The organism is Gordonia sp. NB41Y (assembly GCF_030718915.1).
GTDB classification, from domain to species: Bacteria; Actinomycetota; Actinomycetes; order Mycobacteriales; family Mycobacteriaceae; genus Gordonia; species Gordonia desulfuricans.
This window is the reverse complement of the sequence record NZ_CP132196.1, coordinates 1,213,205-1,227,836: the sequence shown is the minus strand read 5'-3', so window position 1 is coordinate 1,227,836 and position 14,632 is coordinate 1,213,205. Positions and strand designations below refer to the sequence as shown.

The following is a 14,632-nucleotide window of genomic DNA, read 5'->3' as shown; positions in this document are numbered from 1 at the left end:
ATTCATGGAGATCGAGAACACAGTCGCCGTCGTCACCGGAGCGGGTGGCGGGATCGGCGGGGCCATCGCCCGCGCGCTGGCCGCCCGCGGCGCCCGCGTCGTCGTCACCGACCTCGACGAGGCGTCGGTCGCGGTCACCGCCGCCGACATCGAGAAGGCCGGTGGTTCTGCTCGCGCACTCGCCGGCGATGCCGCGTCACAGGAGCACATCGAGGCCGTGATCGCCGCTGCGGCAGAGGCATTCGGTCCGGTGGATCTGTATGTCGCCAATGCGGGGATCGGTGGTCGCGGTGGGATCGACGCCACCGACGCCGACTGGGAGCGGGCGATCGACATCAACCTGATGGGCCACGTGCGCGCCGCCCGTCTCCTCGTCCCGGACTGGGTGGAACGGGGCCGTGGCTACTTCCTGAGCACCGCGTCGGCGGCGGGACTGCTCACCCAGCTCGGATCGGCCACCTACTCGGTCACCAAACACGCCGCGGTGGGCTTCGCCGAGTGGCTCTCGGCCAGCTACGGCGACCGCGGGGTCCGGGTCAGCTGCCTGTGCCCGATGGGCGTCGACACCAAACTGCTGCGGCCGGAGGCGATGCCGGACGACCCGAACGGCGACCTGATGCAGCGTGCGGTGGAGACCGCCGGGGAGGTGCTGACCGTCGAGGAGGTCGCCGAGGTGGTCCTCGCGGCGATCGACGACGAGCGGTTCCTGATCCTGCCGCACCCGGAGGTCCTCGAGATGTACCGGCGCAAGGGTGCCGACTACGACCGCTGGCTGCGCGGCATGCGCCGTTTCCAGGCCTCGCTGCTCTCTTGAGCGTCGCCGTGACCCGCACGGCCACAAAGACTTTCAACCGGATATCAAGGAGTGATCATGACGTTGTTCGACCCGTCGCCCCGTGCCGAGGAGTACCGGCAGAAGCTGCTGGCCTTCATGGACACCCACGTCTACCCCAACGAGGGTGTCTACGAGGAGCAGATGGCTGCGCTGGACAACCCGCACGGGATGCCCGCGATCCTCACCGAGCTCAAGGGCCGCGCCAAGGAGGCCGGCCTGTGGAACCTCTTCCACCCGCACGCCGAATGGGCGCCGGGCCTGACCAATCTCGAGTACGCCCCGCTGGCCGAGATCATGGGCCGGGTGCACTGGGCGTCGGAGGTGTTCAACTGCAACGCCCCCGACACCGGCAACATGGAGGTCCTGACGCTCTTCGGTACCGATGAGCACAAGGAGAAGTACCTGCGTCCGCTGCTCGACGGCGAGATCGCCTCGGCATTCGCGATGACCGAGCCCGACGTCGCCAGCTCGGATGCCACCAACATCGAGATGGCCATGGTCCGCGACGGCGACGAGTACGTCCTCAACGGCCGGAAGTGGTTTGCGTCCAACGCTGTTCGTCCCGATTGCAAGGTCCTGATCGTGATGGGCAAGACCGATCCGACCGGTCCGCCGCATCGCCAGCAGTCGATGATGGTGGTGCCGACCGACGCCCCCGGTCTGACCATCCTGCGCAACCTGCCGGTGTTCGGTTACACCGACCGGGAAAGCCACGGCGAACTCGTCTTCGAGAACGTGCGGGTGCCCGCCAAGGATGTGCTGAAGGGGGAGGGCGAGGGATTCGCGATCGCCCAGGCACGTCTGGGCCCGGGTCGTATCCACCACTGCATGCGCATCATCGGCATGGCCGAACGCGCACTGGAACTGATGTGCACGCGGGCCACCCGGCGCACCACCTTCGGGGAGCCGCTGGCCAACCGCGCCAACATCCAGGACTGGATCGCCGAGTCGCGCATCGACATCGAGATGGTGCGCCTGCTGACGCTGAAGGCCGCCCACATGATGGACACCGTCGGCAACAAGGCGGCGGCCACCGAGATCGCCGCCATCAAGGTCGCCGCGCCGAACATCGCGCTGAAGATCATCGACCGGGCCATCCAGGTGCACGGCGGTGGCGGTGTCACCGACGACTTCCCGCTGGCCTCGGCCTATGCCGGCATCCGCACCCTGCGTCTGGCCGACGGTCCCGACGAGGTGCACAAGCGTGCCATCGCCCGTCGTGAGCTGCGTCGCTACCGTGACACCCCCGCACCCGAGACGGTGCCGGGCGTCTCCGATGCCGCACTGAGCGCCCGTTTCTGACGGGCAGAGGAACAGAGAGGACGAACGGCAACACCATGACGACGAGTGGACTGTCGGTGATCCCCGAGGTGGATTCCGGTGCATTGCGGCGATGGCTGGGTGAGATCGGTGTCGACGCGGACGGCGAGATCACCTGCACGCGGGTGGGAATCGGTCAATCGAACCTCACCTACCTGTTGTCCGACGACGCCGGCGGCCGCTGGGTCCTGCGGCGGCCGCCGGTGGGACACCTGCTGGCATCGGCACACGACGTGGTGCGCGAGGCGCGGATTCTCTCCGCGCTCGGCCCCACCGACGTGCCGGTCCCGCAGGTGCTGGGGGTGTGCACCGACGAGTCGGTGACCCCGGTCCCCCTCGTCGTCATGGAGTTCGTCGACGCGGTGGTGCTCGACAACCTGTCGGCCGGGGAGGCATTGGATCCCGCCATCCGCGCCCGGATCGGCGAGTCGATGATCGAGACGCTCGCCCGCATCCACGCCGTCGACATCGAGGCCGTCGGACTCGACGACCTGGCGAGCCACAAGCCCTATGCCGCACGTCAGTTGAAGCGCTGGAGTGCGCAGTGGGAGAAGTCCAAGACCCGCGAGATCCCGGCCCTGGACGCGCTGACACAGCGACTGATCCGAAGTGCGCCCGAGCAGCACGAGACCCGACTCGTCCACGGCGACTTCCACATCCGCAACGTGATGATCGATCCGGCCACCGGCGCGGTGCGTGCGGCACTCGACTGGGAACTGTCGACGCTGGGCGATCCGCTCGCCGACATCGGTAGCACGCTGGCGTACTGGCCCGGTCCCGGTGAGCCGTCCCTGACCGGAGCGCCGGTGGAACTGCTCGAGGGATTCCCGGACCGGGCGCAACTGGCCGCGAGCTACATCGAACGCACCGGTCGTGATCCGCGTGCCCTCGAGTTCTGGCATGCGCTGGGGTTGTGGAAGGTGGCGATCATCGCCGAGGGCGTGCTGCGTCGAGCGGCGGACAATCCCGCCAACCGGGCGTCGGCGGGTGTCCCGACCGGTGAGGTGATCGACATCCTGGTGTCCAAGGCGACCGCTGTCGCGGACTCCGCGGGACTCTAGGCGCGTCCATGGGGTACTCGATGTGCACGGCGGCGACGGCGGGTGTCAGGATGGCACGATGACCGCAGAATCGAGGGGGTCCGAGCTGGTCGGATCCGATCTGCCGCGGATCGCCGCCGCGGGCACCGAGAAGGCGCCGCCGGCCACCGCACGCGGGGAACGGACCCGGGCGGCGCTGATCGCGGCCGCCCGGCAGATCTTCGAGCGCGACGGCTTCTCCGATGCCCGGCTCACCGACATCACCGTGGCCGCGAGCTGCTCGACGGGTACCTTCTACACCTACTTCGACTCGAAGGAGGAGATCCTCGACGCAGTGCTGGCGGAAGCACACGAGGACATGCTGCATCCCGGGTTCCCGCATGTGGAGTCCGGATCGGAGGGCGATCCGATCGCCGTGCTCGAGGCCGCCAATCGGGCGTATTTCGAGGCGTACAAACGCAATGCGAAGCTACGTCTCGTGCTCGAGCAGGTGACCGCGAACATGCCGGAGTTCCGGGAGAAGCGACGGCAACGCGGTCTGGTGTTCGCGAGTCGCAATGCACGCCATATCGAGAAGCTCCAGGAGTCCGGGCTCGCCGATCCGGACCTCGACGCGATGGGTGCCGCCCAGGCGCTCTCGGGGATGGTGTCGCGAATGGCCTACCAGGCCTTTGCGATCGGCGTCGACGACGTGTCCATGGACGATCTCACCTTCACCGCAACCCGGTTGTGGGCCAATGCGATCGGGTTGCGGTCACCGAAGGGCTGAGTGGCTCGGACGATCAGGTGCGGGCGGGTGTCAGTCGGTCCGCACACCCAGCAGTGTCGCCAGTTGCCGCGCAAGCGGATTGAGATTCAGGCGGTCGGGATCCTTCTTCGGCGTGGTGTCCCAGGGCTGTGCGGTCGACGGATCGGCATAGCCGGCCCGGTCGGCACCGCGCACCCCGGTCGGATTGCCGAACGGTACGGCACACCGCGCGTCGGTGTTGAACGGGAAGTCGTCGTAGCGGATGTCGAGATCCGGCTTGGTGCGCTTCATCTCGTCGATGATCCGCTGCGTGCTCTCGTAGCCTCTGGTGCAGGCGGGCGGGTCGTTGGTCTCGAGCACGACGCCGAAATGGATCTGTCCGTCACCGGGCGCGGGGGAGTGCGCACCGGCCGACAGCTGTGACAGCAAGGCGAAGGTCATCGACGTGGTGTAGGTGGCCGGCTCGACGGTGCGTGCCACGTCGGCGAGCTGACCGACGACGGTGGCGAGGTCACCGCCGCTGCGCTGCACCAGTTCCGAGATCTGGGTGGCCGATGCCGAGCCGGTGGTCAGCAGTCGGCGGAGGTCCGGGTCGGCGGTGGCCAGCGTGGCCGACACCAGGTCGAGTCCGCGTGACCACGACAGGATCGCGTCGGACTGGTCGGCCTGGGTGGCCAGGACGGTGTCGGCGTCGCGGAGCAGGCCGATGGTGGCCGGGATGTTGTCGGCACCGGCCTCGGCGAGCTTCGACAGCGAGTCGACCAGCCGTGGGAGGTTCTCGTTCTGGCCGTGGAATCCCTTGCCCAGCTCGGTGATCACGGTGTGCAGGTCGTCGAGCGGGATCGACTCGGAGAGATCGATCGACGACGACACGACGTCCTCGACCTTCGGCGGGATCGACGCCCGGGTGATCCGCGAGCCGTCGGCGAGGTGCCGGCCGTCGATCTTCGACGGTTGCAGGTCGATGTACTGCTCACCGATCGCCGATCGTGCGGCCACCACGGCCACCGACGACTCGGGGATCTCGGGGGCGCTGGAGTCCAGTTGCAGGTCGACGTCCACACCGTCGGCGGTGAGCCGGAGTTCGCCGACCCGCCCCACCGGGATGCCGAGGTAGGTGACCTCGGCATTGGTGAAGATCCCGCCGGAGTTGGGCAGTTGTGCGGTGACGGTGTAGACCCCGATCCCGACCACCCGGTTGATGTGCACGTAGCGGATGCCGGCGAAGACACTGACCGCCAGGCCGATCACGAGGATCGCGGCGATCTGCAGTCGTGCGAGACGACTGAGCGGTGGCATGTGACGAGGACCCGACCCTTCCGCCCCGGCCGGGGCCCGGTCAGGCTACCCGCGGGTCAGTTCGCCGCGCCAGAGGATCGTGACAACGTCCATGGGTACATTATGCTGTGGGTGCCGTCACAGGCCGCCACCGGATCGTCCGGTGGCCGCACTCGTCGGTGCGACGAGCTCCGAGCGGTCGATCGCACGCTTGAGGATCTTGCCCGTCGCACCCTTGGGGAGTGCGTCGACGAAGCGGATGATGCGCGGCACCTTGTAGGCCGAGAGGCGTTCTTTGGTCCACGCGCGCAACGCATCCGGATCGATCTGGGTGCCCGGCCGGGGAGTGATGACCGCGGCGATCTCCTCGCCGTAGTGGTCGTCGGCCACACCGATCACCGCCACCTCGACGATGTCGGGATGGGTGTAGAGGACCTCCTCGACCTCGCGCGGGTACACGTTGTACCCACCGCGGATGATCATGTCCTTGGTGCGGTCCACAATACGTACATCGCCGTCGGTGTCCATCGTGCCCAGATCGCCGGTGCGGAACCAGCCGTCGACCAGTTCGGCGGCGGTGGCGTCGGGCCGGTTCCAATAGCCCTTCATCACGGTGGGGCCCTTGATGAAGATCTCACCGATCTCGTCGGCGGGCACCGGATGGCCGTCGGGATCGCGGACCTCGATGGTGAACCCGGGCAGGGCCGGACCCACGGTGCCCACCTTCGGCGGCCCCTCGAGGTTGCGGAAGGTGGTGGTGCCGGCGGTCTCGGTGAGCCCGTATCCCTCGAGGATGGAGCAGCCGAACCGGTCGGAGAACTCCCGGATCACCTCGCCGGGCATGGATGCGCCACCCGAACACGCCAACCGCAGGTCGGCGAAGTCGGCGGGGGTGTAGCCCTCGGTGACCTGCAGCATGGCGTTCCACATGGTCGGCACGCCGCAGGCGATGGTGATGTGCTCGTCACGAAGACGATCCATGAAGGCCGTCGGGGTGAACGGACTCAGCAGCGAGAGGGTGCCGCCACCGGCGAGGGCGTTGTGCATCACCACGACCTGCCCGAAGCAGTGGAACAGGGGCAGCGCGGTGGCCCAGCGTTCGTGTTCGCCGACCTGCAGGGCGGCCTGGAAGGCGGCCGGGACCGCGTCGATGTTGGCGACGGTGAGCTGGGCGCCCTTGGGCCGTCCGGTGGTGCCGGAGGTGTAGAGGATCACCGCGGTGTCGTCGGCGTCGCGGTCGACGGGTGCGGTGGCCGCGACGGCGTCGTCGGGTTCGTTCTCGAACTCGGTGAGTTCGAGCATCGGGAGACCGCGTTCACCCGCCGCCGACCGCGCGGCCTCGGCGCACCGATGCCACGCCAGAACCAGCGATGTCCCGGAATCGTCGATGACATAACCGATCTCGGCGGGCGTCGACATCACGTTCAGGGTGATCGCGGTGGCCCCGACCGACTGCAGTCCGTAGTAGGCGATCGCGAACTCCGGGACCGACGGCGCGATCAGCAGTACGCGGTCGTCGCGGGAGACCCCGGCCGCGGCGAGTCTGGTTGCGGCGCGGGCGATCCGGTCACGCAGGTCGGCGTAGGACAGGATGCGGTCGCCGGCGCGCACGGCGGGGCGATCGGGATGGGAGTCGGCACACTGCCGCAGGTCGGTGACGATGCTGGCCATGGGATCCGTTTCTGCTCGGGTGGATTCGTGAGGGGCGCCGGGAGGCGCGTGATGAGGGGTGCGGCGGGTCCGGGTGGGTCACTCGAAGTAGCGGCGTGGGACGTCGACGAGCATGGTGGTGATCTGCTCGTCGGTGACGCCGCGTTCGCGCAGGGCGGGCAGGACGTCCTCGCTGATGTGGCGGAAGTTCCACTTGGGCACGGCCGCCCGCTTCGCATCGGGGTCGAACCAGTCGATGAAGCACGATGCATCGTGGGCCAGGGCCATGCGGTCGGCGTACCCCCGTGCGACCAGCTCGACGACGGTGTTGATCCGGTCCTCGAACGGGAGGAGGACGTCGAGGCCGAAGCGGTCCATGCCCAGGATCGACCCGGCGTCGGCGATCTCCATGAGGTAGTCGAGGTCGGTGCTGTCGCCGGAGTGTCCGATCACGACCTTGGTGAGGTCGGCGCCCTCCTCCGCGAGGATCTTCTGGGCCACGAGACCGGACCTGGTGTGCGGGTTGGTGTGCACGGTGATGGGTGCGCCGGTCTGCGCGGAGGTGATGCCGACCGCGCGCATCACCCGCTCGACGCCGGGGGTCAGTCCCTGTTCTTCGATCGCGCATTTGAGGAACGCCGCCTTGACCCCGGTGTCGGCGATGCCCTCGGTGAGGTCCTTGGTGAAGTACTCGACCAGTGGTTCGGGGACGTCGAAGAGCAGGCCGGGGCCGGTGTAGTGGAACTGGAACGGGATGTCGTTGTAGGTGTAGAGCCCGGTGGCCACCACGATGGTGAGGTCGGTCTGTGCGGCGATCTTCTGGATCCGCGGGATGTAGCGCCCCAGGCCGAGCACGGTGGGGTCGAAGATCGTGTCGACGCCCAGCCCCTTGAGCTCGTTGAGGTCGCGCACCGCGTCGGCGATCTTCTGCTCTTCGTCCCACTCGGTGTAGTTCTGACGGAACTCCTCGCCGAGGACGAAGACGTGCTCGTGGACCAGGGTGGTGCCGAGATCGGCCGATTCGATCGGGCCGGTGACGGTGTTGACGACGGACATGCGCATCCCTTCGAGGTGGGGGTGACCCCACAGTCGCGATGAAGTGTGGGGTGGATCACTCTGGCGTCGAGGCTACTTGAGCCTGATTTCAGATTCAAGAGTCGGTAGTGATCGGATCCATGTCGCACTGTGACCGTTGCGAGACTCAGTGGCTCTTGCCTTTTGTCACACTGGTGTGGTGCTGAAGTTACTGATGAGGTCGTTGGGACTAGTGGGACTGATGGTGGCTGCGATGCTCGCTGCCGTCGCGGGCGGGAACGGAGCCGCACTCGCGGCGCCGCAAGCCACCCCGGGCACGACGACGCCCAGTACATCCACGCCCGGTACATCCACGCCCGGTACATCCACACCGGGTACATCCACGCCGGGTACGAACGGGCTGGGCGCGCTCGGGGGGATCTCCATTCCCGAGACCGGGATTCCCGAGCTCGACACGATCCTGAACAAGCTCTCCGGTGCGGGCTCGTCCGAGCTGGGTCCGCAGGCCGGTGAGAGCAGTCAGATGATCGTGGTCACCGCGCCCAAGGCGAGCGACCAGACCGCGACACTGACCGCCTTCCAGAAGGAGGACAACGGGACCTGGCGGCCGGTGTTCGGTCCGACCAAGGCCTTCCTCGGCGAACTCGGGATGGGGCAGCCGCAGGACAACGTCTACCGCACCCCCGAGGGCACCTTCGCACTCGACCAGGCCTTCGGACGGCTGGCCGACCCCGGCACCAAGATGCCCTACTTCAAGACCGACACGCAGGACTGGTGGGACTCCGACACGAGCTCGCCGACCTACAACACCCACGTCCGTCAGGCACAGAGTCCGGGCGGCGACAGCGAGAACCTGTACAACTCCGGTGCCGCCTACGACTACGCGGTGAACATCGCGCACAACCCGCAACGGATTCCGGGCAAGGCATCGGCGATCTTCTTGCACGCCAGCACCGGTGAACCCACCATGGGCTGCGTCGCCATCGACAAGGACATCCTGCGGCAGATCCTGGTCTGGCTCGACCCGGCAAAGAACCCGCGGATCACCATCGGCGTCAACCAGCCGGCACCCACCGGGCAGGCGCAGGCGACCACCCCCGAAGGCGGCACCGCGCCGTCGACGACGACCCCGACCACCCCGGGCACCACCACCCCGGGCACCACGACTCCGGGTACCACCACTCCGGGGACGGGACTCGGCGACTCGAATGCCCTGACCCAGTTGCTCAACCAGCTCGTGGGCGTGCTCCCGGCGCTACTCGGTGTCGGAGGCTGAATCCCTGACCATCTGAAGAACGCAGCGCCGTCGGTCCGATGACCGGCGGCGCTGTGCGTCGGCCTCCCTGAGAATCGCGGTGGGCCATAATCTGGCGACCCCTCCGGTGCCGGGTGAATGCTCTGTGGGTTGCGAAGTACTCGTGCAGCGAATCGGGGCACGAAACCCGTCGCGCCCCGGAAAGGAGTGAGTCATGCCCTATTTCGACGGTGCGCAGGGCCGGGTGTTCTATCGCCACTGGACGGCCGAGACCACACCGACCGCAGCGCTGATCTTCTTGCACGGATTCGGTGAACACTCGGGTCTCTACCACCGGTATGCCGCCGAACTCGCCTCACACGGAGTCGAGCTGTGGGCGCTCGACCAGCCGGGCCACGGACTCTCCGAAGGCGAACGCGGCAACGTCGGCTCCTATGACGCCGTCGTCCACAACGCCCGGGTGCTGACCGATCTCGCCGCCGCGCACCGTCCCGACGTCCCCCTGGCGATCGGCGGTCATTCGCTGGGCAGCCTCGGCGCCGTGTTCGCGGCACTCGACCGGCCCGGGCGGTACACGAGCGTCGTCGTCTCGGGTGCGCCGCTGTCGCCGCTGCCGTGGCTGCAGGCCGCCGTCGATTCCGACGACCCGTTCGAACTCGATCTGGATGCGCTGTCGGCGGACCCGTTCTATCGCGACGAGCTGGCCAACGATCCGCTGGCCTTCACCGCCGCCGACATCGGTGGCGAACTGAGCCGACTGTTCACGCCCGCATGGGAGAGACTCGACCGCGACCTGCCGGCGTCGACGATCCCGCTGCTCGCCGTCCACGGCCGCAACGACGCCGTGGCGCCGCTCGACGGTGTCACCGCGTGGCAGGACCGGCTGCCGACGCTCCGCGTGGAGGTCGTCGCCGACGGCGCCCACGACGTGCTCAACGAGGTGGCCCACGCCCACGTCGCCGCGGTGATCGGCCGGCACATCGGCGACCACGTGCCCTCGGCGGTGTCCTCGTGACGACGACGGACCGGCGCGGACTCGACCTGACCGACGGCGAGCGTCGCGCCCTGGCCGACCTCGCCGCCTTCCCGTTGCTCGGTGCGATCACCGGGCGCCGATCCCGTCGGTTCCCGGTCGGCGGCCGTATCCCCGCCGGAGAACTCGCCTTCACCAGCGTCAGGCCGGTCCAACCGCTCAGCGAGGTCGAGCGTGCCCTCGTCCTGTCGGTCGTCACCGGCGTCACCGGCCGGCACTTCGGCATCAGCCACCATCCCGGATATGCACCGGCGCTGCCGAACTACTCGGGATCGGCCACGGGGCGCACGTTTCCGTCCGCCGCCGGATTCCACACCACCGAGTTCTTCTTCACCGACGACTCGGGCACCTACTTCCTGTCCAGTCGCGACGCCGCCCCTGCTCCCAGTGGACGCGGCGGGAACATCGGGGACGGGAACATCGGGGGCGGGGACATCGGGGACGGGGGCGTCGAGGACTGGCTCGCCGAGACGGTCGGCCGGTATCGCAAGATCTCTGATCACCGGATACATCTCCCACGCGAAGAACCGTATCTGGAAGGCCACAACACCTGGATCGCCAACCATCCGGGCTCGCTGCTGGTGATCCCCATCGCCGACCTCGCCCAGCATTTCATCGCGAACGTCGCGTTCTTCCTGCAGAACGGATACGGGCTCTACGACGACATCCACGATCGGGAGATCCCCGGTGCCTCGGATCCGTCGCTGCGTCATGCGGGGGATCCCTTCCCGCTGTCGTTCGTGGAGCAGTACACCCTCGCCGAGGCGAGTGCGGAGCTGGTCACCGCCGCCTACAACGGCCATCTCGTCCTGGGTGCACTCGGTCTGGGCGGATGGACCTTCGACGGGATCGACCGATTGTCGGTCCTCGGTGCCTCCGGTGATCCGGCGGTACCCGGTCTGGGATTCGAGGTACAGACCGACGACAGGTGGTCGCTGCCCAATCCCACGGGGCTGCCCGGAGTCTTCGAGACGCTGTCACGCCCGCACGTGGCCGATGCCGGCGAGGCGGTGGCGCGCTTCACGGAACGGAAGTTCGGCCCCGGTGGGCCCTTTCACCCCGACACCGACGGTCCGTGGCGGGACACCCCGCGGGTGCGGGCATCCGCGGCGCCCTATGACGAGCGGTTCACCGAACTGCTGACCGGCCAGATCGCCTACGTGGACGACGTGTTCGGCAAGATACCGGGAACCGTACCGACCGTACACATCCTGAATTACCTTCAGGCGCAACATATCGACACCGACTTCTATGACCACCACTTCGATCCGGGTGCCTACCTGCCCACGCATCGTGACCACCAGGACGTGTGGCACTCCTGACGGTCGTCGCGGATCCGGTGGCGGCCGATCGCGCCGTCCACACCGATAGAACCCGTGAGAACCTAAGGGGGGTAACGGATATAGCCGTCGGACATACTCCTTCTGGTCAATGCACGATCTGTGCTCGCGTGGAAGGTGAAGTGTCATGTCGATTGAGGTACAGCCTGATTCGCCGGGGAGCGAGGTGAGTCCGGCAGAGGGCGTCGAAGTCCGGGAACGTGGTGCGCAGGCGGTGAGCCTGGGTGGCCGTCGGCTGACGGCCGCCGAGGACACCGGCCTGGCGCGAGGTGCACTCGGGCATTGGGGAGTGTTCGCGCAGGGACTGGCCGCGGCCGCACCGAGCGTCGCGATCGCCTCGGTGCCGTTCTCGCTCTACACCGCATCGGGTAAGGGAGCGGCCTGGGCGGCGATCGTCGGTCTGGTGATCGCGGTCCTGATCGCCACCACCATCGGCTATCAGGCGCGGCGCACGGTGACCTCGGGATCGTTGGGAACCTACACCGGCAACGGTCTGGGGCCGGGCTTCGCCTTCGCCGCCGGGTTCAGTCTTCTGTTGGGCTACATCGGATTCGCCACCACCGGCACTCTCGGCGGCGTCCTCTACGTCGACGCCTTCCTCGAGGAGATCGGGTTGGGCTCGCAGGCATCGTGGTTCCGGTTGCTGCTCGTGGCGGTCGTCGTCGGGGTGGGGGTGTACCTCCCGCTCCGTGGTGCCTCCCTGGCCGCCAGGTACGAGCTGATCTTCGAGGTCGTCGCCGTCGCAGCGATATTCGTGATCATCGTGGCGTCCTATGTCAGCTACGGCTGGCGGATCGACACCGAGCAGTGGAATCCGAGCAATCTCGGACACAGTTCGACCTTCGTCGCCGCGGTGACCGCGGTCGGCGCCTACGCCGGCTTCGAGAGTGTCGCATCCCTCGGGGCCGAGGCGCGTGATGCGCACCGCACGATCGCACGGTCGCTGCTGCGCGTCGTACTCATCCTCGGGGTGCTCTACATCCTTGCAACCTACCCACAGGTGTTGCACTTCAACGGGATCGACGGCGACAAGGCGGTGCTGCCACAGCTCGCCGATGCCTCGCACGTGTCATGGATCAACCCGGTGGTCAGTGCCGCGGTCTCGGTGGCGTTCATCGTCTTCGTCACCGCGGTCACCACGTCGGCGGCACGGTCGTTGTTCACCCTCGCCCACGAGGGTGCACTCCCGCAGGTCTTCGCCAAGGTCCATCCGCGCTACAAGACGCCGTGGGTCGGGGTGGTCTTCGTCGGTGCGCTGGCCCTGGTCTTCGCCGTCGTGGCCACCTTCTCCTCGGCCGGCCGCCTCGTGTTCGACGTGTACGGCGGCTACGTGGCGACCTGGGGATTCCTGGTCAGCTACCTGCTGGTGGTGATCGCCACACCGATCTGGCTGTACCGGATCAAGGCGCTGACCCCGGCGCGGGCGATCGTGTCCGGCCTGGCGATCGCGGCGCTCGGATATGTGATCGTCAGCAATGTGTACCCGGTGCCGGCGTTCCCGTTCAGCATCCTGCCGTTCGTCTTCCTCGGCATCCTCGCCGTCGGGCTGTTGTGGTACGCCTACCTGCGCGTCGCCCGCCCCGAGATCGCGGCCCGCGTCGGCAGCATCCAGACGCTGTCCACCGAGGAACAGGAACGGTTGGCCGACCTGGGCATCCTCGAGGTACTCGACGAGGAGGCGCCCGGCCACCGGACCGTCGACCGGTAGACGCCGCCGGCTGCCGGAACCGGGTGAGACATCCTGGCCGGCAAGCACATCCGGTGTCGGTCGACCCGGTTCAGCCGGTGACCCGTTTGAGCTCGAAGCACGCCGCGCGGCGACCGTCGAAGTCGTCGCGCGGTGTGGTCGTCCGGTCCACCTGTGCCCGGGCCTGATCGGCGACCGGTGTCGTCGGATCGAGCACCTCCAGGTACACCCGGTGCGCCGACAAGGCGTCGATCGCGGCCGGGACCTGTGCCTCGACGTCCACGGCGTGCGTCGGGTGCGGGCCGTTCTCGAACAGCCAACGCGGGCGGGCGTCGGCGGGCAAGGCGTCGTATGCGTCGAGGACCGCCGCGGAGAACTCCATGTGATCGCGCTGGTTCGGCGCACCCGGCGCCCACTCGGGTCCGCCGTAGAGCGACAGGATCACCTCGGGTGCGACGCGCCGGATGGTCTCGCCGATCCGTTCCCGCAGTTCGGGGGTGTTGCGGATCTCGCTGTCGGGGAAGCCCCAGAACTCCACCTCGTCCACCCCGACGATCCGCGCCGACGCCCGCTGCTCGTCCTCGCGTAGCGGTCCGGCCTGTTCGGGCGCCATACCCGCGATACCGGCCTCTCCGCTCGAGGCCAGGGCGTAGACCACGCGCCGGCCCTCGCCGGTCCAGCGTGCGACCGCGGCGGCCATGCCGTACTCGGGGTCGTCGGGATGGGCGACGAGCGCCAGTGCGGTCTGCCACCCGGTGGGGAACTCGTCGAGCCCGGTCACGGCGTCACGCTCGATCAGTGCTGTGGCGCAGGACCGTCACCGCGAAGTCCGCATCCGGATGCCATGCGCGCAGATCCCATGTGGCGAAACGATGTTCGACGTAGAGGTCGGTCTCGGCCACGGCGGCGTCGAAGGCCTCCAGGGAGAGCTCGCGGTTGGTGTGGAAGCCGACCACCAGCACGCCGTTCTCGGCCAGATGCGCCGACAGCCGGCGCAGCACCTGCACCTCGGTACCCGGGGCGAGGAAGACCATCACATTGCCCGCGCACACGATCGCGTCGAACGGATCGGTCTCACCCTGTGCGTCGAGGTCCAGTTCGCTGAGGTCGCCGACCAGCCACCGCGGCCCGGGATGATCGGCCTGTGCGGCGGCGATCAGGGCCGGGTCGACGTCCACGCCGACCACAGTGTGTCCGGCGACGTGCAGGAAGGAACCGATGCGGCCCGGCCCGCACCCGGCGTCGAGAACCCGGGCGCCACGCGGCACCATCGCATCGATCATCCGGGCCTCGCCGCCCAGGTCGGCGCCTTCGCGGGCCATCGTGCGGAACCGTTCGATGTACCACTCGCTGTGGCCGGGTTTGGTGTCGGTGAACCATCGGGGCGGGGTCGTGGCCATGGGTGTGACGT

Annotated in this window: 13 protein-coding genes; 8 read left to right on the top strand and 5 right to left on the bottom strand. The window is 68.1% G+C overall.

All coding sequences use genetic code 11. The features are described from left to right. Positions 1-4 precede the first annotated feature (4 nt). Genes Q9K23_RS05245 through Q9K23_RS05230 form a run of 4 tightly spaced genes read left to right on the top strand, consistent with a single transcriptional unit; the run spans position 5 to position 3,964 of the window. The gene (locus Q9K23_RS05245; protein ID WP_053777663.1) at positions 5-814 is read left to right on the top strand and encodes an SDR family oxidoreductase; all 810 of its coding nucleotides are present in this window, start codon (positions 5-7) and stop codon (positions 812-814) included. Between the two features lie 57 nt (positions 815-871). Then, a complete protein-coding gene (locus tag Q9K23_RS05240) occupies positions 872-2,137 on the top strand; it encodes an acyl-CoA dehydrogenase family protein (RefSeq protein ID WP_053777746.1) in 1,266 nt (421 codons plus the stop codon). 35 nt (positions 2,138-2,172) lie between these two features. Continuing rightward, positions 2,173-3,216 (top strand): phosphotransferase family protein, encoded by a 1,044-nt coding sequence (locus tag Q9K23_RS05235; protein ID WP_053777664.1) that lies wholly within the window; start codon positions 2,173-2,175, stop codon positions 3,214-3,216. A 58-nt stretch (positions 3,217-3,274) separates the two neighbouring features. Beyond that, positions 3,275-3,964, top strand: a complete 690-nt coding sequence (locus Q9K23_RS05230; protein WP_053777747.1) for a TetR/AcrR family transcriptional regulator — start codon at positions 3,275-3,277, stop codon at positions 3,962-3,964. A gap of 30 nt (positions 3,965-3,994) precedes the next feature. On the opposite strand, the gene Q9K23_RS05225 is transcribed toward Q9K23_RS05230, so the two are convergent. From Q9K23_RS05225 to Q9K23_RS05215, 3 genes are all read right to left on the bottom strand, one after another. After that, a complete protein-coding gene (locus Q9K23_RS05225) occupies positions 3,995-5,242 on the bottom strand; it encodes an MlaD family protein (protein ID WP_020792946.1) in 1,248 nt (415 codons plus the stop codon). 117 nt (positions 5,243-5,359) lie between these two features. Further along, the gene (locus Q9K23_RS05220; RefSeq protein ID WP_305950417.1) at positions 5,360-6,892 is read right to left on the bottom strand and encodes an AMP-binding protein; all 1,533 of its coding nucleotides are present in this window, start codon (positions 6,890-6,892) and stop codon (positions 5,360-5,362) included. A 78-nt stretch (positions 6,893-6,970) separates the two neighbouring features. Beyond that, a complete protein-coding gene (locus Q9K23_RS05215; RefSeq protein WP_020792717.1) occupies positions 6,971-7,927 on the bottom strand; it encodes a phosphotriesterase in 957 nt (318 codons plus the stop codon). Positions 7,928-8,159: 232 nt separating this feature from the next. On the opposite strand from Q9K23_RS05215, the gene Q9K23_RS05210 reads away from it, so the two are divergent. The 4 genes from Q9K23_RS05210 to Q9K23_RS05195 all read left to right on the top strand — a co-directional run bounded on the left by Q9K23_RS05210 (position 8,160) and on the right by Q9K23_RS05195 (position 13,242). Beyond that, entirely contained in the window at positions 8,160-9,182 is a 1,023-nt protein-coding gene (locus Q9K23_RS05210) for a hypothetical protein (protein ID WP_261977971.1), read from the top strand. Positions 9,183-9,375: 193 nt separating this feature from the next. Beyond that, on the top strand, positions 9,376-10,176 hold the full coding sequence (locus tag Q9K23_RS05205; RefSeq protein ID WP_305950416.1) for an alpha/beta fold hydrolase: 801 nt from the start codon (positions 9,376-9,378) through the stop codon (positions 10,174-10,176). After that, complete coding sequence (locus Q9K23_RS05200) at positions 10,173-11,516, top strand: hypothetical protein (protein ID WP_053777665.1); 1,344 nt, start codon at positions 10,173-10,175, stop codon at positions 11,514-11,516. The genes Q9K23_RS05205 and Q9K23_RS05200 overlap by 4 nt, the downstream gene beginning before the upstream one ends. Before the next feature lie 145 nt (positions 11,517-11,661). Continuing rightward, positions 11,662-13,242: an APC family permease gene (locus tag Q9K23_RS05195; protein WP_020790492.1), complete on the top strand. Its 1,581-nt coding sequence runs from the start codon at positions 11,662-11,664 to the stop codon at positions 13,240-13,242. A gap of 70 nt (positions 13,243-13,312) precedes the next feature. Here the strand turns inward: Q9K23_RS05195 and Q9K23_RS05190 are convergent, their stop codons facing one another. Continuing rightward, positions 13,313-14,002, bottom strand: a complete 690-nt coding sequence (locus tag Q9K23_RS05190) for a PIG-L family deacetylase (RefSeq protein WP_059036208.1) — start codon at positions 14,000-14,002, stop codon at positions 13,313-13,315. 4 nt (positions 14,003-14,006) lie between these two features. After that, positions 14,007-14,621: a class I SAM-dependent methyltransferase gene (locus Q9K23_RS05185; RefSeq protein WP_053777667.1), complete on the bottom strand. Its 615-nt coding sequence runs from the start codon at positions 14,619-14,621 to the stop codon at positions 14,007-14,009. Between the last annotated feature and the right edge of the window lie 11 nt (positions 14,622-14,632).

Coding starts and splice junctions, on each gene's coding strand:
- Q9K23_RS05185 (WP_053777667.1), bottom strand. CDS start 14,621: ATGGCCACGACCCCGCCCCGATGGTTCACCGACACCAAACCCGGCCAC.
- Q9K23_RS05245 (WP_053777663.1), top strand. CDS start 5: ATGGAGATCGAGAACACAGTCGCCGTCGTCACCGGAGCGGGTGGCGGG.
- Q9K23_RS05240 (WP_053777746.1), top strand. CDS start 872: ATGACGTTGTTCGACCCGTCGCCCCGTGCCGAGGAGTACCGGCAGAAG.
- Q9K23_RS05230 (WP_053777747.1), top strand. CDS start 3,275: ATGACCGCAGAATCGAGGGGGTCCGAGCTGGTCGGATCCGATCTGCCG.
- Q9K23_RS05215 (WP_020792717.1), bottom strand. CDS start 7,927: ATGTCCGTCGTCAACACCGTCACCGGCCCGATCGAATCGGCCGATCTC.
- Q9K23_RS05235 (WP_053777664.1), top strand. CDS start 2,173: ATGACGACGAGTGGACTGTCGGTGATCCCCGAGGTGGATTCCGGTGCA.
- Q9K23_RS05210 (WP_261977971.1), top strand. CDS start 8,160: ATGCTCGCTGCCGTCGCGGGCGGGAACGGAGCCGCACTCGCGGCGCCG.
- Q9K23_RS05205 (WP_305950416.1), top strand. CDS start 9,376: ATGCCCTATTTCGACGGTGCGCAGGGCCGGGTGTTCTATCGCCACTGG.
- Q9K23_RS05225 (WP_020792946.1), bottom strand. CDS start 5,242: ATGCCACCGCTCAGTCGTCTCGCACGACTGCAGATCGCCGCGATCCTC.
- Q9K23_RS05195 (WP_020790492.1), top strand. CDS start 11,662: ATGTCGATTGAGGTACAGCCTGATTCGCCGGGGAGCGAGGTGAGTCCG.
- Q9K23_RS05220 (WP_305950417.1), bottom strand. CDS start 6,892: ATGGCCAGCATCGTCACCGACCTGCGGCAGTGTGCCGACTCCCATCCC.